We start from the raw sequence: 24,621 nt of genomic DNA, 5'->3' as shown, positions 1-24,621 counted from the left end.
CAGCCACGGCGGGCTTCTTCGGCGGTCGTCTCAGCGCGTCGGCCGGCGACGATCCGCCCGCTGCTTCGGATGCATCGGGAGAATCGGTTGAATACCATTCGCGGCCGGATCTCGACGCGCTCCCCGACGTGACGATCACCGTGCCCGCCGCCGGCACGGTCCCCGGCTCGATCTTCCTGACCCCGTTCGCGGCGACCGCACTGCGCGGCCCGCTGATCGTGGACGAGACGGGTTCGCCGGTCTGGTTCCGCAAGGTGCCCGACCCGGCGACCGTCGCCATCGACTTCAAGGCACAGACCTACCAGGGCAGGCCGGTGCTGACCTGGTGGGAGGGGACGATCGGCGGCACCGGCGGACAGGGCGTCGGACAGGGCGAGTTCGTGATCGCCGACCAGTCGTACCGGGAGATCACCCGGGTACGGGCGTCCGGCACCGAGCAGGCTGACCAGCACGACTTCGTGATCACCGACCGGGGGACGGCACTGTTCTGGGTCTACGACCCGGTCGCGTTCGACCTGACCGCGTTCGGCGGGCCGGCCGACGGGGTGCTGCACGACGGGGTGCTCCAGGAGGTCGACATCGCGACCGGTTCCCTGGTGTCGCAGTGGCGGGCCCGCGATCATCTCGGCGTCGACGAGTCGTATGCGCCGCTGCCACAGGGCGACTCGGCGCACCTGCCCTACGATTACCTGCACCCCAACTCGGTGAGCCTGGACGCCGACGGCAACCTGCTCTTCTCGGCCCGGCACACGTGGGGGCTCTACAAGGTGGACCGGGCCAGTGGCGAGGTGCTCTGGCGACTCGGCGGCAAGAAGAGCGACTTCCAGGTGGACGAACGTTCGTCCTTCTCGTGGCAGCACGATTTCCAGCGGCGATCCGACGGCACCTACAGCATCTTCGACAACGGCGCCGGAATCACCGTCGAACGGGCCTACTCCCGCGGCCTGATCTTCACCCTCGACGAGAAGGCAAAAACGGTCACGTTTGTCGCCGAACACGTCCACCCGGACCGGGTCTCCGCCCCCACACAGGGCAACTTCCGGGAACTCTCCGACGGCGGTTCGTTCGTAGGCTGGGGCCAGCGGCCACACTTCACCGAACATCACGCCGACGGCACTGTCCGGCTGGCGGGAAGCCTGCCGGCGGACAACCAGTCGTACCGGGCGTACAAGGCTGAGTGGGCCGCTGCGCCCGGAGATCAGCCCGCCCTGGGTCTACGGGCCGAAGGCGGCAACGTCGTCGTCACGATGAGCTGGAACGGTCACACGGGCGTATCACGGTGGCGTGCCCGGTCCGGTTCCCAGCCGGGTTCGCTGACCGCTGCGGTCGAGGCGGACCATGCCGGCTTCGAGACCGAGTTGACGATCACGGGTTTGCCCGAATATGTCGTAGCAGAAGCCCTGAACGCCTCAAACCAGGTCCTTGGTTCCTCTTCGGCGATCCCGGTCCGGGTCTGATCCTCTTTCCGGGTACGCCCAAAGCACAGTCCCCACCATCCCAGCCCTCCGCACCCGCCCGGCCGTCACCGGTCGACGGCGGTTGCCCGTCATCGGCCGTCACCGGTCGACGGCGGTTGCCCGTCATCGGCCGTCACCGGTCGACGGCGGTTGCCCGTCATCGGCCGTCACCAGTCGACGGCGGTTGCCCGTCATCGGCCGTCACCAGTCGACGGCGGTTGCCCGTCACCGGCCGTCACCAGTCGACGGCGGTTGCCCGTCACCGGCCGTCACCAGTCAACGGCGGTCGCCCGTCATCGCGGTCGCCGGTCAACGGCGGTCGCTTGTCATACCGGTCGCCAGTCGACGGGGGTCGCTTGTCATGGCGGCCGTCAGTCACGGCGGCCAACCCGGCGGCGTCCGTCAACGGCCCCGAGGGCGGTGCCCGTACCCGTTGGCAGGGCCAGCGAGGTGGCCGCACCCGTTGGTGTTGGCGAGGGCGGCGGTCGCACCCACTGGCGATGGCGATGGCGTTGGTCGAACCCGTTGTGGTGGCAAGGAAGGCAGGCGCACCCGATCATGCTGTCGGAGGGTGGTGGCTGCACCCGATCAAGGTTTTGGGGACGTTGGCCCGTCGTTTCGGGGCGGTCGTTGCACCCGGTGACGTGATCGGGTGCGCTTACCGCCCCGCTCTGAGGGCTGGGACGGTGGCCGCTCCCGGTCGTGCGGGTCGAGGGCGTTGGGTGCTCCCGTTCGTGCGGGTCGAGGGCGTTGGCCGCTCCCGTTCGTGCGGGTCGAGGGCGTTGGCCGCACCCGGTCGTGCGGATCGAGGGCGTTGGGCGCACCCGATCAAGGGTTTGGGTGCGTGGGCCCGTCGACTTGGGGCGGTGGTTGTACCCGATGGCTTGATCGGGTGCGTTTGCTGCACCGTCGGTCGGGGCTGGACGGTGGGTGCACCCGATCAAGGTTTTGGGACGTGGGCCTGTCGTTTCGGGTGGTGGTCGCACCCGGTGGCGTGATCGGGTGCGTGGGCCCTCGGCTCTGGGGTGTTGGCTGCGCCCAGTCTCGTGATCGGGTGCGTTTGCCGTCCCACTTGTAAGGGCTGGGTCGGTGGCCGCTCCCGATCATGCGAACCGAGGGGGTGGGCGCACGCGATCAAGGGTTTGGGGGCGTGGGCCCGTCGACTTGGGGCGGTGCCCTCACCCAGTGGCTTGATCGGGTGCGGGATTCATCTGTTGATCAATCCAGGGTCCACCACTGGAGTTCTGGTGAGGGCAGGTTGCCCACTACTGGAGTTCTGGCGAGGGCAGGTTGCCCACTACTGGAGTTCTGGTGAGGCCAGGTCGCTCACTACTGGAGTTCTGGCGAGGGCAGGTTGCCCACTACTGGAGTTCTGGCGAGGCCAGGTCGCCCACTACTGGAGTTCTGGTGAACCGATTGTTTAGCGCCGGAATTCTGGTTGAGGCAGGCAAAACGGCGGTGACGGGAGCCAGGTGGAGCGGTGACGGGAGCCAGGTGGAGTGGTGACGGGAACCAGGTGGAGTGGTGACGGGAACCAGGTGGAACGGCGACGGGCCGAGTCCGGATAGGACTCGGCCCGTCGGTGCCGGGTGGTGCGGCTCGGTCGGCTGTGGTGGCCGCGCGAGTGGGGAGGACGGTCAGCCCCGCAGGGCGGCCCGGCCGGTGAAAGCGATACTCGCCGCGAGGAAGCCGCCGTTGATCAGGGTGAACAGGCCGACGAACCAGACCGTCCACTGAGGCGCCACGGTCAGGATCGCGCCGGCCAGCGCGATCACCGCCCCGTAGTCGCGCACCAGCTTGACGGCTCGGACGGGCAGTGACGTGCTGCTCACCATGCTCGACGCCTGGGCGCCGGACTGCATGACCGATGTCACCAGGTTGACCATCCAGGTGGCGGCGAACGCGGCCAGCAGCCACGCCGGGGTGTCCGCCTCCTGTGCTTTCGCGACCTGGGCCAGCGCCGCCACGAGGGCGGATTGCACTGCGACGTCGCAGAGTACGTCGAGGCGGCCGCCTGCCGGGCTGGACTGTCCGGTCACGCGGGCCAGTTGGCCGTCGGCGCAGTCGAACGCGTACGCCAACTGCCAGCCGATCAGCGCGAGCAGGCCGATCGGGAAGGCCCAGACGCGGTCGTCCGCCACCGGTCCGGCGGCGGCGATCACCACGAAGGAGATCATGCCGCCGATGCCCAGGTTCAGTACGGTCAGCACGGTGGGCGTCAGCTTGTACTTGTGGGCCCACACCGCGATGTGCGAGCCGAGTCGCTGGCTGATCGCCTCGCTGAACAGGCCGCCGCCCCGGTTGACCGCGTAGTAGTCGGCCGCGGTGGGGGCGCCGGCACCGGACGGCTGCGGCATGGTGGCGGTCGGTGGTGGGGGATTTCTGCCCTGGTCAGAGGGCCGCGACGGCGTCGTCATATTCGGCCAGCTTCCTCCGGGTCTCTTCGGGCGTCATGGCCAGGTGTTCGAGGATCGTGTAGCGGTCCGGTCGGGTCCGCGGCGCGAAGTCGATGGCCTGCACGAACTGGTCGGCGTCGAGGCCGACGTCGCTCGGGGTGCGGGGCAGCTGGTGCCGTTGGAGGCATTCTGCCATCTGGACGAACCGACGCTCGTCCTCCCGGAGGAAGGTGCAGAACAGCGCGCCCAGGCCGGCCAGTTCGCCGTGGGACGCGGTGCGCGGGAACAGCGAGTCGATGGCGTGCATGATCTCGTGGCAGCCGCCGCTGGAGGGCCGGCTGCTGCCGCAGACCGCCATCGCCAGGCCGCTGGAGATCAGTGCTTCGGCGAGCACCGTGACGAACGCGTCGTCGGACATGTCACCGGGCATGGTGAGGACCGCTTCGGCGCCCATCCGGGCCAGGGACGCGGCCAGGCCGTCGACGGGTTCGCCGCGGACCTCACGGGCCAGTTCCCAGTCGGCGAGCGCGCTGATGTTGCTGATCACGTCGCCGATGCCGGCCCGGTTGACCCGTTCCGGACCGTTCTCGACGAAGTCCAGGTCGACGATCACGCCGAACGGGATGTGTACGCCGTACGACCCCTTGATGCCGTCGTTGATCAGGCTGGCCACGGGGGAGGCGATGCCGTCGTTGGCGAGGCTGGTCGCCACTGTCACCATCGGCAGGCCCCAGCGGCTGGCGGCGTATTTCGCGGTGTCGACCGTTTTGCCGCCGCCGATGCCGACGACCGCGTCGTAGTGGCCGGAGCGCAGCTTGCCGGAGAGTTCCAGCGCCGCGTCGAGGCTGCCGCCGGTGGTGACGAAGACCTCGGCCGACTGGAGGGAGGGGCGCAGTAGTTCGACGACCCGCTCACCCAGACCCGGCCCGACCACCACGGCGACCTCGCCGCCGGACGAGATGCGCCCGTCCGCGAGGATCTTGCCGAGGTCGGCGACCGCGCCCCGCCGCACTTCGATGTGCAGCGGGGTCTGGACGCTACGGGCTAGTAGCGGCATGCGATGTCCCGGGCCTTCGCCAGGTCGTCGTGGTTGTCGACCTCGACCCACGGCAGGTCGCCGATCGGGGCGGCACGGACTTCGCCGCCGCGGTCCGCGTACACCTGGAAGCCGTCCTCGTAGTACTGGTCGGGGTTGGCTTCCCAGGTGGCCTTGAGCGCGTCGGCCAGTTTGCCGGCGGCGGACGCCTCGATGATGTTGGCGCCGATGTACTCGCCGTAGGCCTCGGAGGGCTCCATCAGCTTCGTAATCTTGGTCAGCTGGCCATCTTCATTGAAGACGGTCTTCATCTCCTCGTCGGCCAGCTTCTTCACAGTGTCGACGGCGAGCAGGATGCTCGGGCCGCGCCCGGCCAGCAGGGTGTGCTCCACGCTGACCGGGTGCACGGTGTCGCCGTTGACCATCAGCGCGCCCTGCGCGAAGTGGTCCCGGGCGAGCCAGAGGGAGTACGCGTTGTTCCACTCCTCGGCCTTGTCGTTGTGAACCAGGGAGATCTTCACGCCGTACTTCTTCTCGAACGCCTCGACGCGCTCCTCCACCGCACCGGCGCAGTATCCGACCACGATCGTGACGTCGGTCAGCCCGGCAGCGGCGAGGTTCCGCAACGAGATGTCCATGATCGTGGTCTCCCCGTCGACGGGGACGAGCGCCTTCGGCAGCGTGTCCGTGTAGGGGCGCAGCCTGCGCCCGGCGCCGGCGGCGAGTACCAGACCGATCATGGGGTGGTTCCTTCCAACGAGTGTGGGGGTGCCCAGCGAGGATAGCGGCACGTGTCCCATCTGCAGGACTCGTGAGGGTCGCCGATAAAATGGTATAGACCCGGCTTCTAAGCTGGTGGGCATGACCGCTGAGCAGCTGATCTCGTTTGCCCGAGGCGCCCCGTCGCTGGACATCGTCGACGTGGAGGGCCTGAAGGCCGCGGCTACGCGCGCTTTCGACGCCGATCCGGCCGGTGTGACCGCTTACGGCACCTCCGTCGGTTATCTCCCGCTGCGCAAGTGGATCGCCGACAAGCACGGCGCCTCCGCCGACCAGGTCATCGTGACCAACGGCTCGCTGCAGGCCGACGCCTTCCTGTTCGGGCATCTGGTGAAGCCGGGCGACGACGTCGTGGTGGAGAAGCCGACGTACGACCGCACGCTGCTCAACCTGCAGAACCTCGGCGCCAAGGTGCACCAGGTGACGCTGCAGGAGGACGGGATCGACATCGACGAGCTGCGCGGGCTGCTCGAGTCGGGGGTGCGGCCGAAGCTCGCGCACATCATCCCGAATTACCAGAACCCGGCCGGCCTGACGCTGTCGCTGGAGAAGCGGCAGGCGCTGCTGGCCCTCGCCGCGCAGTACGAGTTCCTCATCTTCGAGGACGACCCGTATGTCGACATCCGGTTCCGTGGCGAGGCGCTGCCCTCGATGCTGTCGCTGGATTCGGACAACCTCGTGGTGCACGCCTCCAGTTTCACCAAGACGGTCTGCCCGGGTGTCCGGGTCGGTTACCTGGTCGGCCCGGCGGCGTTGATCGACGCGATCGCGAAGAAGGCGACCAACCTCTACATCTCCCCGGGCATGGTCTCCGAGGCGATCGTCCACCAGTTCTGTGTCTCCGGCGCCATCGAGAAGTCGGTCCGGACGGTCAGCGCCGCCCTGGGCGAGCGGGCCCGGGTGCTGGCGGAGTCGATCCGCAAGCACATCCCCGGCGCGACCTTCACCGAGCCGGACGGCGGCTACTTCCTCTGGGTCGACCTGCCCGAGGACGTGGATGTGGACAAGCTGTTCCCGGCGGCCATGAAGAAGGGCGTCGCGGTGGTCAAGGGCAGTGACTTCCTGCTCGAGGGCGGCAACCACTCGCTGCGCCTGGCGTATTCCGCGGTCACCGTCGACCAGATCGACGAGGGCGTGCGCCGGATCGCCGATGCGATCGAGGAGATCCGCGGCTGAGTTTCGCTTCCGCCCGGCGTGGGGATACCTCTCCATGCCGGGTGGTGCCCGCGATTCCTTCCCCCCGCCGACTCGCGGTCACCCACCCGGCACTCGACCGCCCGGTGAAGGGCTAGCCTCGGATGGTTTGGGACAACCGGGGGAGGTCGCATGGCGGAGCGTGCATGGACCCGGGGCCAGCCCCTGGGTAAGTCGTTGGCGGCCCGGGTGAACCGGCTCCTCGGCAGCGGCGAGCAGCACACCGACCGGGATGGCGTGCACGGTCCGGTCAGCGCGGTGGTCGACTGTGGCGTCTATGCCGGTGGCGAGCGGATCCCCGGTGAGTTCACCCCGGACCAGGCGCTGGTGGAGGCGTGCCGGCGTGAGGGCGGGTTCGTCTGGCTGGGTCTGCACGAGCCGACGGCGGGTGAGATGGCCGCGATCGCCCGGACGTACGGGTTGCACGAGCTGGCCGTGGAGGACGCGGTCAAGGCCGAGCAGCGTCCGAAGCTGGAGCAGTTCGGCGCGGTGCACTTCCTGGTCCTGCGGACCGCCCGGTATGTGCCGCATCAGGAGTTGACCGAGAGTTCGCAGGTGGTCGAGACCGGCCAGATGATGATTTTCATCGGTGAGCGGTTCGTGATCACGGTCCGGCACGGTGACGCCTCCGAGATGGCACCGGTGCGCGCCGACCTGGAGACCGGCCGCGCGGTCCTGTTGCAGCAGGGTCCGTGGGCGGTGGCGTACGCGGTGACCGACCGGGTGGTGGACCACTATCTCGAGGTGGCCGACGAGGTCGAGGACGACCTGGACCTGATCGAGGAGGGCGTCTTCTCCCGGGACCGGACCGCCCCGATCCAGCAGATCTATCAGCTGAAGCGGGAGCTGGTGGAGTTCCGCCGGGCGGTGGTGCCGTTGCAGCGCCCGCTGGCGGCGATCACTTCCAGTCAGGGTGTGGTCCCCAAGGAGATCCGCCGGTATTTCCGGGACGTCCAGGACCACCTGACCCGCACGGTCGAGCAGGTCTCCTCCTACGACGATCTGCTCAATTCGATCCTGCAGGCCCGGCTGGCGCAGGTCACCGTCGACCAGAACAACGACATGCGCAAGATCGCTGCCTGGGCCGGTATCGCCACGGTCTGGACGGCGTTCGCCGGCATCTACGGCATGAACTTCGACTACATGCCGGAGCTGGGCTTCAAATACGGTTATCCCGGTCTGGTCCTGCTGTTGTCGGTGATCACGGTGTTGCTGTACCGGGCGTTCCGCCGCAACGGATGGCTTTGACGCCCGTCGATTCATAGAGTGGTGCCGTGCAGGCACGCGCGGTGGCGGCCCTGGTCGGCCACGATCCGGATCCACCCCGTCCGGCGCTGCGGTCGGCCGGGGCCCGGGCGCTGACCGGTCTGCTGGTCGCGGTGCTGCTGACCGGCCTGTTCGCCGTCTACGGGCTGGTCACCGGGCACACGCTGACCGCACCGACCGATCCCGGGGTGATCCTGCAGGAACGGGAGTCCGGCGCGCGTTACGTCTTTCGTCGCGAGGACGGCCGCCTGCACCCGATCCTCAACTACACGTCGGGTCTGCTGCTGGTGGGAGAGGATCGGCCGGCGATCGCGACGATGTCGGCGCGACGGCTGGCCGAAGTGCCACTTGGTGCTCCACTGGGCATTCCGGGCGCACCGGATTCACTGCCCGCCGCGGCGGATCTGCTCGACGGCGACTGGTCGGTCTGCACCGCCGTGGTGGACGGCCGGCCCCGCGGCACCCTGCTGGTGGGCGCGTCCCCGGCGGGCGGCACGGCGTTGTCCGGCGGCCTGCTGGTGCACGATGCTCGGGGGCGTACCCATCTGATCTTTTCCGGTCATCGGGTGTTGCTGCCGGCGGCGCTGACCGATGCCTCGCAAGCGTCCTGGCCGGTGGCGGCGGCGTGGCTGCGGGCGATTCCGGAGGCGCCCGCCCCGCCGACGGTCCTTCCCGGCCTGCTGCCGGATCCGGCGAGCGCGTGCGTCACGCTCTCCGCTTCCACGACCGCTGCCGGGGTACGCGTGAACAGCACGTTCCCGGGTGGCGAGGCACCCGGCGGGGCCGCCCCGGTGGACCGGATCCACATAGCGCGGGGTGCGGGGGCGCTCGTGGCCGCCGCGTCCACCCCGGATCGGAAGGTGAGTCTGGTCACCGACGCCGGACTGCGTTTCCCGCTGGCCGGCCCGGAACTGCTGAACCGCCTCGGATACCCCGACGAGCAGCCCCGGCCTGTGCCGGCGCTGCTCGTCGCCTACCTGCCGTCCGGACCAGCCCTGGACCCCGTCCGGGCCGGCCGTCCGTAGCGGTCGTTACCGGGGGTTCTGCTCGCTCTTGTCGGTCACGGTCCCGTTGGACGTGGTGTAGACGCTCGGCTCGATCGGCTCGAACGCCGCGTCGTCAGCGCCGCTGCGGGGCGCCGGGTCGTACTCGTCCCACTGGGCCTCCCGGCGCTTCTTGGCGTAGTACGCCGCGCCGACACCGACCGCGGTGCCGAGCAGGGCGAACCCGGCCAGCCGGCTGCCGCGGCCGCTCTTGGAGCTGCGGCCCATCGCCTTGGACGCCCGCTTCTGCAGCTTCTGGGCGTTCTTACGCTCGACCTTGGCCTGCCGCTTGACGGCCTTCTTGCTGGTCTTGCCGGCCTCGCGGACGTTGTCCGTGGCGGCGGCGACCAGCGGGGTCAGAGCCGCGAGGGCGCTGTCCCAGCTGTTCGAGGCGGCGTCACGGGCCTTGCCGGCGGCCGGCTGGACCCGGTCACGCGCGGCGTTGATCTTCGGGCCGACGGTCGAGCTGGTCTCCTTGGCCGCGATCGTGGCAGCGCGCTTGAAGTGATCCACGCTCTGGCCGATCTCGTTGCGCATCCGAGCGCTCCGGCTGCGGCGGCGAATCGTTGCGAACACCAGTCCCACCTCCTGTGGTCTTCTCCCACGTCATGTTGCCTTCTCGGGTACCCCCGCGCGGCCGGATCCACGACATGGGGGAGGATCCGAATTGCACGAGAACAGTTCCCCACGCAGACGGGAGTACCCGTGGCCGAGCAGCTTTACGCCACCCTTCACACCAATCACGGCGCCATTCGGTTGCAGCTCTTCCCGGACCACGCCCCGGCGACCGTCCGGAACTTCACCGAGCTGGCCGAGGGCACCAAGGCGTACACCGACCCGCGCACCGGTCAGCCGGGCAGCGGGCCGTACTACGACGGCACCATCTCGCACCGGGTCATCCCGGGCTTCATGGTCCAGGCGGGCGACCCGACCGGCACCGGTCGCGGTGGCCCGGGCTTCCAGTTCGCCGACGAGTTCCACCCGGAGCTCTCCTTCGACCGGCCGTACCTGCTGGCGATGGCGAACGCCGGGCCCGGCACCAACGGCTCGCAGTTCTTCATCACGGTCGGCCCGACCCCGCACCTGAACCGGCGGCACACGATCTTCGGCCAGGTCGCCGACGACCAGTCCGCCAAGGTGGTGGACTCGATCGCCAACACCCCGACCGGTCCCGGCGACCGTCCCCGCGAGGACGTCGTCATCGAGCGGGTCACGATCGAGCGCGCCTGACACCTCGGGGTACCTTTGGTGCCATGAGTGAGGCTCCGTCGACGGTCCCGGTGTGCTACCGCCATCCGTCGGTGGAGACGATGCTCCGATGCAGCCGGTGTGATCGTCCGATCTGCACCAGTTGCATGAACGACGCAGCGGTCGGTCACCAGTGCCCCGACTGCGTCAAAGAGGGAAATCGTGGCCAGCGGCCGGCGCGCACCGCCTTCGGGGGGAGCAGCGCCGGCCAGCTCGGCTACGTCACCAAGGGCATCGTCGCGGTCAACGTGCTGGTGATGGTCGCCTCGGTCGTCCTGGGCGGCCCGGGCGCGATCGCCGGCGGTGGCGGTGGCGGGTTCGGTGGCCTGATGGGCTCCGGGACCCCGCTCACCGACCTCGGCGAGGTGCTGGGCCTGGCCCTCTACGCCGACGGCGAGGTGCACGGCATCGCCCAGGGCGAGTGGTGGCGCCTGATCACCGGCATGTTCCTGCACTACGGCGTGCTGCATCTGCTGCTCAACATGATGCTCGTCGTCCAGCTCGGCCGTTATCTCGAGGCACAGCTCGGACCGCTGCGGTTCGCCGCGCTCTACCTGCTGGCCGGGCTCGGCGGCAACGTCGCGGCCTACGTCTTCCAGGCGCCGAACCAGCCCTCGGCGGGCGCGTCGACGGCGACCTTCGGCCTGGTGATCGCGATGATCGTGGTCAACCGGCGGCTGCTGCGCGACACCAGCTCACTGATGCCGCTGCTGATCATCAACCTGATCATCACGTTCACGATCCCGAACATCTCGATCGCCGGTCACCTGGGCGGTCTGGCGGCCGGTGCCGCCGCGAGCTTCGCCCTCGCGTACGCCCCTCAGCAGAACCGTGGCGTCAAACAGGCCGCCGGTCTGGCCGTGGTGCTGCTGGTGCTGGTCGTGGCGGCCGTCTGGCGCACCCAGAACATCCTGGGCTGACCTCAGGGCCGCAGACCGCGGGCGGTGGCGCGCAGGTCGCCCAGCGCGGTGGCGACGTCCTCCGGGACCGCACCGAGGTCGTGCGGACCGAACACGAAGATCTCCTCGCCGGTGTCGATCTCGAGCAGTTCGCTGCGCAGGCCGCGGCGGACACTGGTGTCCACGCGTACCCGCTCAACCTCTGACCAGGGCAGATGCCGGCGCCGGGCGAATCCGGTGACCACCGTGACGCCGTCCGCGTCCGCCGTCAGACGGACCGGAACCAGGACGTCGCGCAACGCCCAGAGACCCAGACCGGCCGCGATCACCGCGGCGATCACCCAGCGGACCCGGTCGCCGCCGGCGAAGGCGGTCGCCAGCACCACGACGGCCGTCGCGCCCAGCAGTTTGGTGATCGGCAGGACGGGTCTCACGCGCCAGTGCATGCGTTCACTATGGCATCGGGAATGACCAGCACCACCATCGGTGCGCTGCTGTAATTCGATATTCAGCGGGCTCGCCCGCCTCCGTGGCGTTCATTTTCCGTTAAACATCACATGGACGTGTTCTTGAGTACGTTCCACCGTGCCGCCGAGTCCGATCCGGCCGCCCACCGGCACCTGTCGATCTTCTCCCGGTGTGTGGAGCCGGACGACCCGGTGATCCTGGTGACCCGCTGCACCCGGCCCGGACAGCCGATGGCCGGCAGTCACCACCTGCTGCTCACCCGCCGCCGGCTGGTCGTCGTGCAACGGACCTGGCCCCTGCGCCGGCAGCGCCTGCACCTCAACACGAACCTGCGCCACCTCAGCAACGTCACCTGGCGGGCGGACGTGGACCGGCCGGGCTTCGAACTCGCGGTCACCGTCATGGACGGGATCCGGGAACGCTTCCGGCTGCGACTCGGCGACGAGGTGGCGGTGGCGGAGACCGAGGAATCGCTGCGCGGGATCTTCCTCGGTAAACGGGGTGAGCCGGCGCCGGCACGGAAGTCCCGGACGGTGTCCTCCTCCGTGCCGGTCCTGGCCTAGCTAGACCTTCAGGAACCGGGTGATCGACTCGCGGAGCCCGGCCGGATCGAGGCCGTGGGCCCGCTCGTGGTCCGCCGGGTCGCCGTAACGGCGCAGTTCGCCCCGGCCGACGCCGAGGTGCAACGACCGGTACGAGCGACCGCTCATCGCCTCGGCCACCAGGGCCGCCGACGTGCCGGCGAGATACGGCTCGACCACGATCACGGCGTCCCCGGCCAGCGCCCGCAGGCCCTCGGCGTCCAGTGGCCGTGGCGTGTTCGTGTAGACGACGGTGACGTCCAGGTCCCGGGTCGCCGCAAGGACCGGGTCGAGCATCGGCCCGACCGCCAGCACCAGCGGACCCCGTCCGGATCCGATCGGCCGCATCGTCGGGTGGGGTTCCCGGTTCTCCCGCGTCGACAACCGGATGTAGACCCGGCCGTCGTGCCCGGCCGCCGCACGCAACAACGCCGGCACCTCGTCGCGGTGACCCGGCACGTGCACGGTCCAGCCGCCGAGCGTGTCGAACAGGGCCACGTCGCCCGGTGACTGGTGGGTGCGGCCGCCCGTCGACGCGTCGTACGAGGCACCGATGCTGACCAGCACGGCGCCGACGTCCTGATGCCCGAGGTCGAGCTTGAGCTGCTCGTACGAGCGGTCCACCAGGAACGGCGCGTACGAGTGCAGGATCGGCCGCATCCCGGTCAGCGCGAGCCCGCCACCCACTCCGGCCATCAGCTGCTCCCGGATCCCCACGTTCAGCACCCGGTCCGGATGACGACGGAGGGCGGGTGCGAACGCGTCCGCCGAGATGTCCGCCAGCACCAGCGCGGTACGCGGATCCTCCTCGAGCAGCGCCGTCGTCGTCGCCACGAAGACATCCCGCACGGTCAGCTCCACTTCGGTTCGGTCCGGGCGACCACCAGGTGCGGGCGGTCGTCGATGCGCAGGGCGTGTTCGATCTCGTCGTGGTCGCGCCCGTTCACCAGCGAGACACCCCATCCGGGGAACCGGATCGCGATCCCGCCGGGCCAGCCGTGCGTCGCGGACTGGTTGTCGACGACGATCGCGGTGATCGGCAGGCGGGCGGCGGCCGCGTACGCGATGGCCTCGTGATTCGAGCCCTCGTCCAGTTCGGCGTCGCCGAGCAGCACGAACGTGCGGCCGGGCAGGCCCTGCGCCCGGAGCCCGAGCGCGACGCCGGCGGCCAGTCCGAGACCGTGCCCGAGCGACCCGCTGCCGATCTCCACACCCGGGATCAGCGTGGCGTCCGGGTGGTGGCCGAGCGGGCTGTCCCATCCGGCGACGCCGTCCAGCCACTCCTCGGGGATGAAGCCCTTCGCGGCGAGCACCGCGTAGTAGGCGGCCGGGCCGTGACCCTTGGAGAGCAGGAACCGGTCGCGGGCCGGGTCGTCCACGGTCTCCGGGCTGATGTTCAGCACCCGGTCGTAGAGCGTCCAGAGCACGTCCAGGGTGGAGTGGGCGCTCGGCGCGTGCTTCTCGTCCCCGGTGATCCGGCTCAACAGCGCCGGTAGCCGGTGGACGGATGTGCTGGTTACCGTCATGGACATAGGCTGCAACTTGAAGTTGACTTCAGCTCAAGGAGGATGCGTGGAGTCCCTGACCATCGGCGAACTGTCCGCCCGCAGCGGCGTCGCCCAGTCCGCCCTGCGCTTCTATGAGCGCGAGGGCCTCATCCACGCCACCCGCACCGGCGGCAACCAGCGCCGCTACGAACGCGCCGAACTCCGCCGTGTCGCCTTCATCAAGATCGCGCAGCAGGTCGGCGTCTCCCTCGACGAGATCCGCGAGGCACTCGCCTCACTCCCCGACAACCGCACCCCGACCAGGGCGGACTGGTCCCGGCTGTCGGCCTTCTGGCGGCACCGCCTCGACGAGCGCATCGCGATGATGGAACGGCTGCGCGACCAGTTGAGCGGCTGCATCGGCTGCGGCTGCCTGTCGCTGCAGCGGTGCAAGCTGGTCAACCCGAGCGACCGTCTCTCGGTCCAGGGCGCCGGCCCCCAGGCGATACTCAACCCCCTCCCGGACTGAATGTGCGCACGTGATCTACAACCGGTGGCTACCATTCCATTGAGGAGGGCAGTCGAATGGGCTATCCGGAGGGATTGACCGCGGCACTGGGCGGGGTGACCGTTCATCAGCTCCGCGGCTGGCGGGCTGGGACCAGCCCGCTTCTCGTGCCCGAGGAGAACCCCGAACGCCCTCTCCGATACAGCTTCCGGGACCTGATCGCGATCCGGACGTTCGCCGCCCTGCGCACCGGGTTCTCTCTGCAGAAGATCCGGCGAGCCGTCGCGAATCTGCATCGACTCTCCGACGTCGATCATCTGGCCAACTATCGCCTGGTCGGCGACGGCAACGGCGACACCATCGTCTGGGCTACCGGTGAGGGCAGCGTCGACATCCTCAAGAGGCCCGGTCAACGGCTCATCATCACGATGGGCGACGTGTTCGGGGAGTTCATCGGATGGAACGAGGCCCCGGTCGTGCCGTTGCGGAGCCCCAAGCCGGGAGTCGCGATCGATCCGGAGACCCTGCTGGGTTTTCCGTGCATCGAGAACACCCGGATTCCGTACGACACCATCGCCGACCTCGCCCACGACGGACTGCAGGCGGACGACATCGCGTACTTCTACCCGTCGGTCGGTGAAGCGGGTGTGACCGGTGCGATCGCCCTCGATCGATACGTCGCAGACTACAACGGCGTGGCGGTGTGACAACTCGGTGAAGATCCTGTTGGACGAGCAGGTTCCCGAACCGGTGATCGACCCGCTCAACCACCTTCTCCGGTGGCACCAGATCGATCACGTGCAGAGAATCGGCTGGAAAGGCAAGAAGGACTTCAAGCTTTTGCCCGACCTGGCCGCGCGGGGCTACGAAGTGCTCGTGACCGCCGACGTCAATCAGTTGCACGACCAGGCCGAATGCAAGCTGATCAAAAAGTACGGATTCCATCACGTGCGCTTCGAACAGAGCGGGAAAGGTGTGATGGCGGCGGGCGGAGCCATCGCTACGGTCATCGCTGGTCTCACCGCGGTCGTTCCCGTGTTGGAGAAGGCCGACGGTCAACGGATCGTGCTACTCAAGTCGGTGCGGTGCGGGCCGGCTCAATACGTGCTGTGCGATCCGAAGGAGCAGCCCCCGGCCTACTGGCCCGGGCGTGCCGGCGATCTGCCACCGCGCCAGCGGCGACGGCCCGGTGTGAACGACCCCGCGGTCTCGTGACGGGTTGAAACCTCAAGGCGGCCCGGGCCGTCCGTCGTTCAGCGTTCGCAGGTGATGCGGGTGTCGCCGCCCACGGCGGCGCAGGAGTCGCCCTCGGTGGTCCGCAGGGCGCTGGACCGTGGCATCTCCGCCCTCGAACAACTGGTCGGCGGCCTCGGCACGGCCATCGGGGCATCTTCGCGAAGCTCGACCTGACACCGGACGAGCAGACCGACCGGCGGGTGGTCGCCGTCCTGGGTTACCTGGAGGACGAGCGCAGCCGCCGGTAGGTCGAGGTGGTCAGCGGTCGCCCTCGGCGGCCGGCCGGGCCTCCGGGTCGTCGACCAGGTCACGGACGTCCCAGAGCCAGACGCCACCGGTCCAGGTGGGCCGGAAACCGAGCAGCTCGGACATCGTGCGGAGCATCTCGATGTCGCGGGTCTGCGGGGTGAGCACCACCACCGCGGCGTTCCAGTACCGCAGGTCGGCCAGGGTCATCTCCCGGCGGGCGTCGGTGATCTCCGGGATCGGGTTGCCCATCCGGATCGACGTGATCAGGCCGCTGGTGGGCCGCCACGGCGGCGAGAAGACCGCGGTGCGGTCCGCCGGGTTCTGCGGGTTCTCGTTCGGCAGCAGCGCGTACGCACCGGCGATGCGCATGTCGTGACCGGTCTCGGCACTCCAGCGCAGCGGGTCCGGGTAGCTGCTGTCCGGCAGCGGCAGGGCCACCACGGCGTGGTCGTCGTCGACGTACTCGCGCCAGGCGCCGGAGGTGACGAACTCGGGCACCGGGTCCATCTGCACGGTCTCGAGCTGGGTCGGGGCGAGCGGGACCAGCGCCATCACCACCGCGGTGGCCATCGCGACCCGGACCGGTCCGCGGGTGTGCGGCTGGCTGCGGACCATCTCGGCGGCGCGCTGGCAGCCGAGGGCGAGCACGATGCCGACGATCGGGGCGATCGCCATCGCCCACCGGGTCGGCACGGCCGAGTCGAGGACCGGGATGCTGTGCAGGATCGACCAGAGGCCCGGGATGCCGGTGTCGACGCCGTCGAGGATGATGCGCGGCCCGAGCGACATGGCGGCGAACAGCAGCGCGATCCCACCCAGGGCAAGGACCGCGGGGGTACGCCGCATCCACAGGAGCAGCCCGAAGAAGAGGATGACCAGCCCCCACCCGAAGAACGCGTTCTGTTCGGCGGGGTTCTGCGACAGGGTGGCCGCGACCGCGTCGTTGCCGGCCACCGAGCGGCTCGAGTACGACACGAACGACCCCAGGTCGGCGCCGAAGCCCCGGACGAACTCGGCGAGACCCTGGTACGACTGCGGGCCGAAGAACTGCACCGACAGCGGGTACGCCAGCACGGCGAGCGTGGTCACCGCGGTCACGCCGAGGGCGGCGAGGAACGGGCGGAGTTCGCCCGGGTTCGCCCTGCGCCGCACCAGCCACATGGCCGCGCAGAAGAAGCCGAGACCGACCGCGGTCATGAACAGGATCTCGAGGTTGATGAACGCCTGCCAGATCAGCAGACCGGCCAGGAGGAGCCCGTTACGGACGGAACGGCGCGGGGTACGCAGTTCGATCGTGCGCCAGATGATCAGCGGGACGAGGAACTGGGAGACGATGTTCGGGTGCCCGCCGGCGTGCGACACCATGCTCGGGGCGAAGGTGGCGACGAGTGCGCCGACCCAGGCGGCGGCCCGGGAAGCCACGAAGCGCCGGGACAGCACCAGATACCACGAAGCGCCGGTTAATGCCAATGCGCCGGTGAGAAATACGTTGAAGGCCACATGCGGGCCGAACAGAAGAGTGATGGGCGTCAGTGGCAACGAAACGGCCAACACCGAGGTGTTGGCCATCATGTTCACCCCGTCGGGGTAATTCAAGCGATCCGAGAAGAACGGATAGACGCCATCCGTGAGCACGCGGGCACCGTGTGCCAGCATCCACTCGAAGAAAGCCTGATCCTGCGGATCATCACGCAGTTCATGATCAAGATTGAGCCACAAGGGTGCGGTGACGAAGAGGGCCACGGCGGCGAAAGAGGCGATGGCCAGGACGTCGCGCCACGTGAGCACGCGCCATGGAAGGCGGCGACGGGCAGGCTGTATCTCCTGCTCATCGGCCTTGTCCGTCTCGGTGGAGAGGATCGTCGCCGGTTCGGCGGCGACCTCGCTCTCCAGTGCGCGCAGCTCCGCATCCAGATCGTCGGTGGTGGTCACCTGACGAGGCGGGAGAACGTTCTCGCCGGTCGACTGGCCTGTCGAGTCATAACCCGTAATCGTCATAGCATCGGCGAGCCTAACCGAGGTTTCCAAGAGAACAGCGGTGAGCGCCGCAGGCGTGATAGAGACGATATGTACGCGTGTTTTCCGCGTGTCCGAGACTCGCGTCCACCTGGTGGACTTGAGGTGCGTAACCCGTACGAGTGCCCGCACCGCCTATGTCTCAATCAGGCCAAAAAATCGGTGTCGACCCGCGCTCAACTTTCGGATAGGCGCGTCAGATGGTTAACTTCACCGGTCCCGCTGCAACTCAGATCGGCAAGATGAGGGAACCTCACCTATGGCAGACATCACTGGAGACCAGCGGATCCAGTCCGAAGTGCTCGAAGGCCTCGCCACGGCTGTGAACCACCGTCGGTGGTTCGTCGAGCTTGCTCTCCCCTATCTCGGCGACAACCCCATCGAGATCGGTAGTGGTCTCGGTGACTATGCGCTGGAGTGGTCGGAGCACCTGCCACGGTTCACCGCGACCGAGGCCGACCCGGACCGCCTGGTGCTCCTCAAGGAGCGCATGGCGGAGCGTCCGAACATCGACGTGAAGCAGATGCTGCTTCCGGCGCCGGAGGCCAACGGGGAGTACAGCGCTGCGGTGTCGTACAACGTTCTCGAGCACATCGAGGACCACGTCGGCGCCCTGAGCAGCATGAAGGACCTGGTCCGCCCGGGTGGCCGCGTGATCATCATCGTGCCGGCCTTCATGTTCGCGATGAGTCAGGTCGACATCGCGACCGGTCACATCCGGCGTTACACCAAGAAGACGCTCTCCTCGGCCTTCACCGAGGCCGGCCTCGAGATCGAGAAGATCCACTACGCGAACGCGCTGGGTCTGATCGGCTACTACGGCGCCACGAGCATCTTCAAGCTCGCCCCCAAGGAGGGGCCGATGGTCAAGTTCTACGACAGCACGGTGCTGCCGGTGACCAAGGCCGCCGAGAGTCTGATGAAGCCGCCGTTCGGTCAGTCGGTCTTCTGCGTGGGACGCGTGCCGCGCTGAGGCGTGCGTGACTTTTCAGATTCGTAGTTCTCCAGAAAGGCCGCCGGTTCAGCCGGCGGCCTTCGCTGTCCTCAGGAGCGGATCTCTTCTCCGGGTCAGGCGCGCACCTGGAAAGTGGGCCGGACGGTGGCCCGGGCCAGGGTGTGGAAGGCCAGGTTGAAGCCGACGTACGCCGGAGTCGCGTCCGGGGTCACGTCGAGGCGGTCGACGTCGATCGCGTGCACCGCGAACACGTACCGGTGCGGGTGGTCGCCGGGCGGCGGCGCCGAACCGCCGTAGTTCCGCTCGCCGTAGTCGTTACGGACACAGAACGCACCATCCGGGTACGGGTCCGCGCCGCGCTCCAACGCGGTGACCGAAGCCGGCAGGTTCACCAGCACCCAGTGCCAGAAGCCGCTGCCGGTCGGCGCGTCGGGGTCGAAGCAGGTGACCACGAACCCACGGGTCTCCTCGGGGAACCCGGACCAGGCGAGCTGCGGCGACAGGTTCTTGCCACCCACGCTGGTGTGCACGAAGAGCACGTCGAGCGGCTGTCCGTCCGTCACGTCCGCGCTGGTCACCGTGAACGACGGGACCGGAGGCAGAAGATCGTACGGGTCGGGAGCCAGGGCTCGGTCAAGACTCATGTTCAGGCCTCCGGCGACGTGGTGAGGAACTGAGCAGGACTACCCACGATGGGCCGAGACTAACCGTCTGACGTGACCAGCGCTTTTCGTCCGGATAACCGGACTCCGTCACCCGAACGAGTAAACGCACAGGTGGTGCGCATACCTCGAGGGAAGCCGGGTCATGCTTTTGTCAGACATCCGACCGGGTGCGTGTGGCAGAGATCCCCGCGCCTGGTCGCGATCGGTCGTCGGAGACGGCGGTCAGCAAGTCGGCACCCGTCAGCGAACGGCGGGTGCTGACTGCTGTCCGGCCCGTGGCGCCTGCTTCGTCAGAATGGCCGGGCCACTACTCAGTGCCCGCCCCCACGAAACAGGCGCCGGTCGTCACAGACGTGCGACCCGCAGACCGCGGTAGAGCTTGCGGTAGACCACGCCGGTCCGGGAGTTCCCCGCGTCGATCATCATGCCGCGGCCCATGTAGATGCCGACATGACCACGACCGACCACCAGATCGCCGGGACGGGCCTTGGCCCGCGACACCGGCCGCGCCCGGCGGGCCTGCGCCCCGGACGAATGCGGCAGGCGAAGACCGGCCCGGGCGTACGCGCGCTTGGTGAACCCGGAACAGTCGAAACCGTTCGGGCCCTCACCACCACGGACGTAGCGCTTGCCGACCTGGGCCCGCGCGAACGCCACGACCGCCCGCATGTTCCGCACGCTCGTCCTGCGGAGCACGGCGGACCGGCGCATCGTGGCCCGGTTCGCCAACGCGATCCGCCGGTGCTTGACGCGGTTCGCCAGTGCGATCCGCCGCTGCTCGGCCAGGGCCCGCTGTGCGAGGATCCGCCGCTGCTCGGCCAGGGCCCGGTGCGCCGCGGTCCGGGCCAGCTGCTGGGGACGAGCGAGACGGAGTCCACGGTCCACCCGGCGAGCATTGGTTCGCGCGGCGCGTTCCACGGCCCGGATCGCCCGGTTCACCACGCTGCGCGGTTTCAGCGTGCTCCGGGGCTTGACCTGGCTGCGGGGCGGTGCCGTTGCGGGACGGCCGCCCGGAAGTGCCGTCGCACCAGGCCGTACCAGCGGAAACGAGCGGAGCGCCCGCGGACCGGCCCGCCTGGCGAGCAGACGGCTCTGCACGCCGGCGTCCAACAGGTTCTCTCCCTGGGCTCGCTCGCCCAGAGCCCGCACCCACAGTGCTCTTTCGCCGGGTGCCCGGAGCGCGATGTCCCGGAGATCGCTCCGCAAGGGACTCTGCAGTGGTGGATCGACCAGAGGCACGGTCCGCAGCGATCGTGAAGCGTGAACGATGCGTTGCTGCCGCTCCCGGATGGCCGCTCGCAGCGGGATCTCCGGGTTCTCCGGCGTTGCCGGCAGGGCCTGGGGAGGCGTTGTCACGGCCTCTGTGGCGTGCTCGGCGGAGTCTAGGGCCGGTGCGATGACGGCCAGCGCGATAGCGCCGGCGGTCAACGCACGGCGTGTGGACGAACCGTGCAGTGTTGCCTCCGATTTAGGCCCGGGGCACTCACGCGAATCCCATCTGATGAACGGCGGAAAGCGTCCCACCGTTCGTTTGTCCTCGTTCTATGAGGGCAATGGGAACCCGGACAACCGTGCTTATTCCGTGGACCATGCCAACACACCATCGAATCCAACGTGGCCGGATTCACGTAATTTTTTGCCGATCACGGGCCGATAAACGGTGTGCGGTGCTGGAGCGGGTTCGTTTTTCGGCTACTGCTCCTCCTCGGGAGGGAGCAACAGCCGGACACCCGGCGTCGACATCGAGCCGTGCACCGACACCTCGGACAGGCGCGCACCGTACGGGACGTCGAACGGCAACACGCCGGCGACGGTGTCACCCGGGCGGATCTCGTCGAGCAGCGTGGTCTCGTGATCGTTGAGAAAGACCGCGGCCTGGTCGGCGACCGCGTAAGCTACTCCGTTGGCGTCATAGACACGCTGCGCGCCGCTGTCGAACAGTTCCGGCTCGGTGCCGGCGTTCTTCACCGTCACGCCGAGCAGACAGAATTGTCCGAAGGGCCGTTGTTCCATGCCGCTCGGGCCGACCGAGTCCACGCCACACCTCAGGTCGGTCACCGCCAATTCGAAGGTGCCGGCGAGCGCGGCGCCGGGAAGTGCCCGCAATTGTGCGGGTGTGCGGTGATCGGCGGTCACCACCGCCCAGGTGCCGAATGCGACGAGCGTGAACACGGCGGCGATTCCGCCGCCGATCCAGTTCCGGGTCTTCACGCGCGTCGTCTGCGCGTCGATGACGTCGTAGTCGAACAGCGCGGCGACCCGGTTGGTCGCGGAGCCATGTGGTGCGTACGTCACGGAGTCCCCCAGCAATCGGATACGGGACGTGTCGGTCAAACCGGACACGTTGTCCGTTGCCCATGCTGGGTGCGGCGCGCCAAAAGGACGTCGCGACTCGCCGCATATCTGACAATATCCGGCATATACCTCTGCTGAAGTTCCCCGGAAAGAGTGATCAGGGCAGAAGGATGATCTTTCCGAAGTGCTCGCCGGACTCCATCAGGTGATGCGCCCGCGCCGCATCGGCCAGCGGAAACGTCTCGTGGATGATCGGCTTCACCAGGCCGGCGGCGACCAGCGGCCACACCCGATCCTGCACACCCGCCACGATCCGAGCCTTGTCGGCGACCGGACGAGCCCGCAACGACGTCGACGAGATCCGGCCGCGTTTCGCCATCAACTGCTGGAAGTCGAGCTCGGCACGGGCGCCGCCCTGCATGCCGATCACCGAGATCCGGCCGTCCGGCGCCAGCGCCTCGATGTTGCGGGCCAGGTATTTCGCACCGACGATGTCGAGGATCACGTCGACACCTTTTCCGCCGGTCAGGGTGCGAGCAGCCCGTACAAAATCATCGGTCTTGTAGTCGACCGCGAGATCGGCGCCCAGAGCGACCAGACGCTGGTGTTTCGCCGCGCTCGCGGTGGCGATCACCCGCGCGCCGAGCGCCTTGCCGAGCTGCACCGCGAACGTGCCGATGCCGCTGCCGCCGCCGTGCACCAGCAGCGTCTCACCCGGCCGCAGACGATCCCGGTCCACCACGTTGGACCAGACCGTGCAGGCCACCTCGGGCAACGACGCGGCCTCCACCAGCGACAGGCCGGCCGGAACCGGCAGCAGCTGCCCGGCCGGGACGGCGACCTGCTCGGCGTAGCCACCACCGGCGAGCAGGGCACAGACCCGCTCACCGACATGCCGGCCCTCGACACCGGGACCGATCGCGCTGATCACCCCGGAGACCTCCAGCCCCGGATAGGGGGAGGCGCCGGGCGGCGGCGGATAGAAACCCTGGCGCTGCAGGACGTCGGCCCGGTTGACGGCGGCGGCGGTCACCTCGACGACGACCTCGCCGTCCGCCGCCTCCGGAACGGGCACCTCGGCGCTCACCAACTGCTTGTTGTCGATCACGATCGCGTGCATGAATCCGACTCTGCCCCACCGGTACGACAAGAAACCCGGGCGGGTGGCAGACTGGAGCGGCATCACGGGAGGACTCGCCTAGTGGCCGATGGCGCCGGTCTTGAAAACCGGTAAGGGGAAACTCTTCGTGGGTTCGAATCCCACGTCCTCCGCTCCGTGGTTCCGTCAGCGGTCGTCGCCGCTGCCGCCCAGGACACCCCGGCTCTGACGGTCGGCCAGCTTGGCGATGTTCTGGGCGGCGATGTCCTCCAGACTCAGGCCGAAGTGGTCGGCCAGGACCGCCAGGTACCAGAGGGCGTCACCCAGCTCCTTCGTCAGATCGCCGGTGTCCCAGCGGGTGAAGTCGCTGCCCCGGTCCCGCACGATCTTCTTGGCCTTCTCGGCGATCTCACCGGTCTCGCCCACCAGGCCGAGCAGCAGATGGAACACCTCGTTGTGCTTGTCGCGAGGGGCGGCGGTGCGGAGAGCGGCCTGCTGGTAGTCGTCCATGCGCATTCCGGGACCCTACTGTCGTCCCGACAGCTCACCCCAGCAGCGGCCGAACGAGGATGCATGACCGACACTCGGTGACCGCACCTGGCGAGACGACCGCGTTTGTGGCCGGAATCGCCGCGACGGCTGCGCTCGCCGCCTGCGAGGAGCCGGCCGACAGGACGCCGACCGCTCGGGATTCCGTACGCCCGGCACACCTGCCGGTCGAGACCCCCGCCGATGGCAGAGCGTCAGCGCTGGATGAGTCGAAGCCGGTCTCGTGACAGAAGTCCTCAGCGCGTACCCCCGGAAGGGTTATGCGGTTTTGATGCAGCAGCCGGGGCAGACCTTCGGGGTGGGCAGGGTGAAGGCCAGGCAGCAGGTTTTGCGGCGCAGCTCGAGGGTGCCGGCCGGGCCCGGGTGCAGCTCGATCAGGTCGCGGATGCCGAGGGCGCCGGTCAGCGCGTCGATGTTCTCCTCGGACGAGCCGGGGAGGCCGGGGACCGCGTCGGCCGAGCGCAGGATGCCGTAGGCGATGCCGGAGGCGAGGGAACCCAGCAGGGGGCGCTTGCCGAGACGGACCGTGGTGTGGAGGGCGTCGAGCAGCGGGCCGAGGTGTTCGTCGAAGACGGAGCGGCGGAATTCGGTCAGCAGTGCGGCCTCGTCGGGGACGACGCGGACGTTCGGGTGGCCGCTCGCCGCCAGAGGATCACTGGGGAGGATGGCGATTTCAGTGTCCGGATGCATACCCAGAGTGATCAGGGGGCGGGAGTCATCGAAATGCATGACAGCATTACTGGCGGTGAGCAGCGGGACTCGGCGCGCGGAGGCCCAGCCGAGCACGGCGGGTAACGTCAGCCAGTAGGTGTAGGCCTTCCATGCGAGCGCGGCGGCGGCGTGCGGCTGCGCGTTCCAGCGGGCGCCGGCCGCGTCGAGGAGGGTCGCGAGGTGGATGTCGGCTAGCCGGGCGGTCGGTGTCCAGCCCGCCATGTGCGGCACGATCAGGTCCGCGGCCAGGCCGGGGATCTCGGTGCTGGTGCCGAACATGGCCTGCAGCGTCGCGGTGATCGGGGCCAGGGGCTCGCCGAATCGCAGGGAGCGGGTGAGTTCCAGGGTGATCGTCACGGGCAGCCGCCTGCCAGTGACGACACGGAACGCTGGGTCACCGCAACTCCTAGCCGGGATCTGATCGGAACGGCCTCAAGGCGACCCACCGTACTCGGTTAAGGGTAGCCTAACCACAGTCCCCGC

The 24,621-nt window shown here is 68.7% G+C and carries 26 protein-coding genes and 1 tRNA gene; 12 read left to right on the top strand and 15 right to left on the bottom strand.

Going from position 1 to position 24,621, the window contains the following annotated elements:
• Positions 1-128: 128 nt before the first annotated feature.
• Positions 129-1,457: an arylsulfotransferase family protein gene (locus WH85_RS26165; RefSeq protein WP_245674098.1), complete on the top strand. Its 1,329-nt coding sequence runs from the start codon at positions 129-131 to the stop codon at positions 1,455-1,457.
• Positions 1,458-3,094: 1,637 nt separating this feature from the next.
• Here WH85_RS26165 and WH85_RS26160 read toward each other — a convergent pair.
• From WH85_RS26160 to WH85_RS26150, 3 genes are read right to left on the bottom strand one after another with little or no spacing between them, the layout of a single operon-like run.
• Complete coding sequence (locus tag WH85_RS26160) at positions 3,095-3,814, bottom strand: CDP-alcohol phosphatidyltransferase family protein (RefSeq protein WP_045744648.1); 720 nt, start codon at positions 3,812-3,814, stop codon at positions 3,095-3,097.
• Positions 3,815-3,848: 34 nt separating this feature from the next.
• Complete coding sequence (locus WH85_RS26155) at positions 3,849-4,910, bottom strand: iron-containing alcohol dehydrogenase family protein (RefSeq protein WP_045744647.1); 1,062 nt, start codon at positions 4,908-4,910, stop codon at positions 3,849-3,851.
• Positions 4,898-5,629: a phosphocholine cytidylyltransferase family protein gene (locus WH85_RS26150; protein WP_045744646.1), complete on the bottom strand. Its 732-nt coding sequence runs from the start codon at positions 5,627-5,629 to the stop codon at positions 4,898-4,900. Before WH85_RS26150 ends, WH85_RS26155 begins: the two co-directional genes overlap by 13 nt.
• 121 nt (positions 5,630-5,750) lie before the next feature.
• Between WH85_RS26150 and WH85_RS26145 the strand changes: the two genes are divergently transcribed.
• The 3 genes from WH85_RS26145 to WH85_RS47400 all read left to right on the top strand — a co-directional run bounded on the left by WH85_RS26145 (position 5,751) and on the right by WH85_RS47400 (position 9,154).
• Positions 5,751-6,845 (top strand): aminotransferase-like domain-containing protein, encoded by a 1,095-nt coding sequence (locus WH85_RS26145; protein ID WP_045744645.1) that lies wholly within the window; start codon positions 5,751-5,753, stop codon positions 6,843-6,845.
• A gap of 150 nt (positions 6,846-6,995) precedes the next feature.
• The gene (locus WH85_RS26140) at positions 6,996-8,111 is read left to right on the top strand and encodes a magnesium and cobalt transport protein CorA (RefSeq protein WP_045744644.1); all 1,116 of its coding nucleotides are present in this window, start codon (positions 6,996-6,998) and stop codon (positions 8,109-8,111) included.
• Between the two features lie 26 nt (positions 8,112-8,137).
• Positions 8,138-9,154: a type VII secretion protein EccB gene (locus WH85_RS47400; protein WP_052720799.1), complete on the top strand. Its 1,017-nt coding sequence runs from the start codon at positions 8,138-8,140 to the stop codon at positions 9,152-9,154.
• A 6-nt stretch (positions 9,155-9,160) separates the two neighbouring features.
• Here WH85_RS47400 and WH85_RS26130 read toward each other — a convergent pair whose 3' ends face one another.
• Positions 9,161-9,709, bottom strand: coding sequence for a hypothetical protein (locus WH85_RS26130; protein WP_045744643.1), 549 nt, complete (start codon positions 9,707-9,709; stop codon positions 9,161-9,163).
• A 168-nt stretch (positions 9,710-9,877) separates the two neighbouring features.
• On the opposite strand from WH85_RS26130, the gene WH85_RS26125 reads away from it, so the two are divergent.
• Together WH85_RS26125 and WH85_RS26120 are read left to right on the top strand one after the other, a co-directional pair.
• Entirely contained in the window at positions 9,878-10,402 is a 525-nt protein-coding gene (locus tag WH85_RS26125; protein ID WP_045744642.1) for a peptidylprolyl isomerase, read from the top strand.
• Positions 10,403-10,425: 23 nt separating this feature from the next.
• Complete coding sequence (locus WH85_RS26120) at positions 10,426-11,340, top strand: rhomboid family intramembrane serine protease (RefSeq protein WP_045744641.1); 915 nt, start codon at positions 10,426-10,428, stop codon at positions 11,338-11,340.
• A 2-nt stretch (positions 11,341-11,342) separates the two neighbouring features.
• On the opposite strand, the gene WH85_RS26115 is transcribed toward WH85_RS26120, so the two are convergent.
• Positions 11,343-11,765 carry a PH domain-containing protein gene (locus WH85_RS26115; RefSeq protein ID WP_045744640.1) on the bottom strand — a complete coding sequence of 141 codons (423 nt, stop codon included), beginning with the start codon at positions 11,763-11,765 and terminating at the stop codon, positions 11,343-11,345.
• Between the two features lie 117 nt (positions 11,766-11,882).
• Here WH85_RS26115 and WH85_RS26110 point away from each other — a divergent pair, with 117 nt between their 5' ends.
• The gene (locus WH85_RS26110; protein WP_245674097.1) at positions 11,883-12,350 is read left to right on the top strand and encodes a hypothetical protein; all 468 of its coding nucleotides are present in this window, start codon (positions 11,883-11,885) and stop codon (positions 12,348-12,350) included.
• Here the strand turns inward: WH85_RS26110 and WH85_RS26105 are convergent, their stop codons facing one another.
• Together WH85_RS26105 and WH85_RS26100 are read right to left on the bottom strand one after the other, a co-directional pair.
• A complete protein-coding gene (locus WH85_RS26105) occupies positions 12,351-13,217 on the bottom strand; it encodes a transketolase family protein (RefSeq protein WP_211275443.1) in 867 nt (288 codons plus the stop codon). It lies immediately after the preceding gene.
• A gap of 2 nt (positions 13,218-13,219) precedes the next feature.
• Positions 13,220-13,894, bottom strand: a complete 675-nt coding sequence (locus tag WH85_RS26100; RefSeq protein WP_045744637.1) for a thiamine pyrophosphate-dependent enzyme — start codon at positions 13,892-13,894, stop codon at positions 13,220-13,222.
• Between the two features lie 46 nt (positions 13,895-13,940).
• On the opposite strand from WH85_RS26100, the gene soxR reads away from it, so the two are divergent.
• Genes soxR through WH85_RS26085 form a run of 3 tightly spaced genes read left to right on the top strand, consistent with a single transcriptional unit; the run spans position 13,941 to position 15,578 of the window.
• Complete coding sequence (gene soxR / locus WH85_RS26095) at positions 13,941-14,384, top strand: redox-sensitive transcriptional activator SoxR (RefSeq protein WP_245674096.1); 444 nt, start codon at positions 13,941-13,943, stop codon at positions 14,382-14,384.
• A gap of 56 nt (positions 14,385-14,440) precedes the next feature.
• On the top strand, positions 14,441-15,070 hold the full coding sequence (locus WH85_RS26090) for a DUF433 domain-containing protein (protein ID WP_052720798.1): 630 nt from the start codon (positions 14,441-14,443) through the stop codon (positions 15,068-15,070).
• A gap of 7 nt (positions 15,071-15,077) precedes the next feature.
• The gene (locus WH85_RS26085) at positions 15,078-15,578 is read left to right on the top strand and encodes a hypothetical protein (protein ID WP_052720797.1); all 501 of its coding nucleotides are present in this window, start codon (positions 15,078-15,080) and stop codon (positions 15,576-15,578) included.
• A gap of 38 nt (positions 15,579-15,616) precedes the next feature.
• Here WH85_RS26085 and WH85_RS53815 read toward each other — a convergent pair whose 3' ends face one another.
• Positions 15,617-15,745 carry a hypothetical protein gene (locus WH85_RS53815; RefSeq protein WP_281179083.1) on the bottom strand — a complete coding sequence of 43 codons (129 nt, stop codon included), beginning with the start codon at positions 15,743-15,745 and terminating at the stop codon, positions 15,617-15,619.
• Between the two features lie 112 nt (positions 15,746-15,857).
• A complete protein-coding gene (locus WH85_RS26075; protein WP_083449269.1) occupies positions 15,858-17,846 on the bottom strand; it encodes a DUF6311 domain-containing protein in 1,989 nt (662 codons plus the stop codon).
• A 277-nt stretch (positions 17,847-18,123) separates the two neighbouring features.
• Between WH85_RS26075 and WH85_RS26070 the strand changes: the two genes are divergently transcribed.
• Entirely contained in the window at positions 18,124-18,837 is a 714-nt protein-coding gene (locus WH85_RS26070; protein WP_045744635.1) for a class I SAM-dependent methyltransferase, read from the top strand.
• Positions 18,838-18,932: 95 nt separating this feature from the next.
• On the opposite strand, the gene WH85_RS26065 is transcribed toward WH85_RS26070, so the two are convergent.
• From WH85_RS26065 to WH85_RS26050, 4 genes are all read right to left on the bottom strand, one after another.
• Positions 18,933-19,463, bottom strand: a complete 531-nt coding sequence (locus tag WH85_RS26065; RefSeq protein WP_045744634.1) for a YbhB/YbcL family Raf kinase inhibitor-like protein — start codon at positions 19,461-19,463, stop codon at positions 18,933-18,935.
• A 366-nt stretch (positions 19,464-19,829) separates the two neighbouring features.
• Complete coding sequence (locus WH85_RS53160) at positions 19,830-20,690, bottom strand: C40 family peptidase (RefSeq protein WP_245674094.1); 861 nt, start codon at positions 20,688-20,690, stop codon at positions 19,830-19,832.
• A 486-nt stretch (positions 20,691-21,176) separates the two neighbouring features.
• A complete protein-coding gene (locus WH85_RS26055; protein ID WP_045744699.1) occupies positions 21,177-21,779 on the bottom strand; it encodes a DUF4352 domain-containing protein in 603 nt (200 codons plus the stop codon).
• A gap of 157 nt (positions 21,780-21,936) precedes the next feature.
• Positions 21,937-22,899, bottom strand: coding sequence for an NAD(P)H-quinone oxidoreductase (locus tag WH85_RS26050; protein ID WP_045744698.1), 963 nt, complete (start codon positions 22,897-22,899; stop codon positions 21,937-21,939).
• 67 nt (positions 22,900-22,966) lie between these two features.
• On the opposite strand from WH85_RS26050, the gene WH85_RS26045 reads away from it, so the two are divergent.
• Positions 22,967-23,051: transfer RNA gene (locus WH85_RS26045), tRNA-Ser, on the top strand.
• Between the two features lie 13 nt (positions 23,052-23,064).
• Here the strand turns inward: WH85_RS26045 and WH85_RS26040 are convergent.
• Positions 23,065-23,394, bottom strand: a complete 330-nt coding sequence (locus tag WH85_RS26040) for a nucleoside triphosphate pyrophosphohydrolase family protein (RefSeq protein ID WP_045744633.1) — start codon at positions 23,392-23,394, stop codon at positions 23,065-23,067.
• A 291-nt stretch (positions 23,395-23,685) separates the two neighbouring features.
• Positions 23,686-24,417, bottom strand: coding sequence for a ferric iron reductase (locus WH85_RS26035; RefSeq protein WP_045744697.1), 732 nt, complete (start codon positions 24,415-24,417; stop codon positions 23,686-23,688).
• Positions 24,418-24,621: the final 204 nt, after the last annotated feature.

It is taken from the genome of Actinoplanes rectilineatus, from assembly GCF_000962825.1.
In the GTDB taxonomy this organism is placed as follows: Bacteria; Actinomycetota; Actinomycetes; order Mycobacteriales; family Micromonosporaceae; genus Actinoplanes; species Actinoplanes rectilineatus.
Note: the sequence above shows the minus strand (reverse complement) of the source record. Positions and strands in the feature narration are given on the sequence as shown.

What these genes read in the sequence shown, in the direction of transcription:
- WH85_RS53815 (WP_281179083.1), bottom strand. Translation starts at nt 15,745, where the DNA reads ATGGCCGTGCCGAGGCCGCCGACCAGTTGTTCGAGGGCGGAGATGCCA.
- WH85_RS26065 (WP_045744634.1), bottom strand. Translation starts at nt 19,463, where the DNA reads ATGAGTCTTGACCGAGCCCTGGCTCCCGACCCGTACGATCTTCTGCCT.
- WH85_RS26160 (WP_045744648.1), bottom strand. Translation starts at nt 3,814, where the DNA reads ATGCCGCAGCCGTCCGGTGCCGGCGCCCCCACCGCGGCCGACTACTAC.
- WH85_RS26090 (WP_052720798.1), top strand. Translation starts at nt 14,441, where the DNA reads ATGGGCTATCCGGAGGGATTGACCGCGGCACTGGGCGGGGTGACCGTT.
- WH85_RS26150 (WP_045744646.1), bottom strand. Translation starts at nt 5,629, where the DNA reads ATGATCGGTCTGGTACTCGCCGCCGGCGCCGGGCGCAGGCTGCGCCCC.
- WH85_RS26075 (WP_083449269.1), bottom strand. Translation starts at nt 17,846, where the DNA reads ATGACGATTACGGGTTATGACTCGACAGGCCAGTCGACCGGCGAGAAC.
- WH85_RS26100 (WP_045744637.1), bottom strand. Translation starts at nt 13,894, where the DNA reads ATGACGGTAACCAGCACATCCGTCCACCGGCTACCGGCGCTGTTGAGC.
- WH85_RS26115 (WP_045744640.1), bottom strand. Translation starts at nt 11,765, where the DNA reads ATGCACTGGCGCGTGAGACCCGTCCTGCCGATCACCAAACTGCTGGGC.
- WH85_RS26140 (WP_045744644.1), top strand. Translation starts at nt 6,996, where the DNA reads ATGGCGGAGCGTGCATGGACCCGGGGCCAGCCCCTGGGTAAGTCGTTG.
- WH85_RS26070 (WP_045744635.1), top strand. Translation starts at nt 18,124, where the DNA reads ATGGCAGACATCACTGGAGACCAGCGGATCCAGTCCGAAGTGCTCGAA.
- WH85_RS26035 (WP_045744697.1), bottom strand. Translation starts at nt 24,417, where the DNA reads ATGTTCGGCACCAGCACCGAGATCCCCGGCCTGGCCGCGGACCTGATC.
- WH85_RS26040 (WP_045744633.1), bottom strand. Translation starts at nt 23,394, where the DNA reads ATGCGCATGGACGACTACCAGCAGGCCGCTCTCCGCACCGCCGCCCCT.
- WH85_RS26120 (WP_045744641.1), top strand. Translation starts at nt 10,426, where the DNA reads ATGAGTGAGGCTCCGTCGACGGTCCCGGTGTGCTACCGCCATCCGTCG.
- WH85_RS26155 (WP_045744647.1), bottom strand. Translation starts at nt 4,910, where the DNA reads ATGCCGCTACTAGCCCGTAGCGTCCAGACCCCGCTGCACATCGAAGTG.
- WH85_RS26050 (WP_045744698.1), bottom strand. Translation starts at nt 22,899, where the DNA reads ATGCACGCGATCGTGATCGACAACAAGCAGTTGGTGAGCGCCGAGGTG.
- WH85_RS26145 (WP_045744645.1), top strand. Translation starts at nt 5,751, where the DNA reads ATGACCGCTGAGCAGCTGATCTCGTTTGCCCGAGGCGCCCCGTCGCTG.
- WH85_RS26130 (WP_045744643.1), bottom strand. Translation starts at nt 9,709, where the DNA reads ATGCGCAACGAGATCGGCCAGAGCGTGGATCACTTCAAGCGCGCTGCC.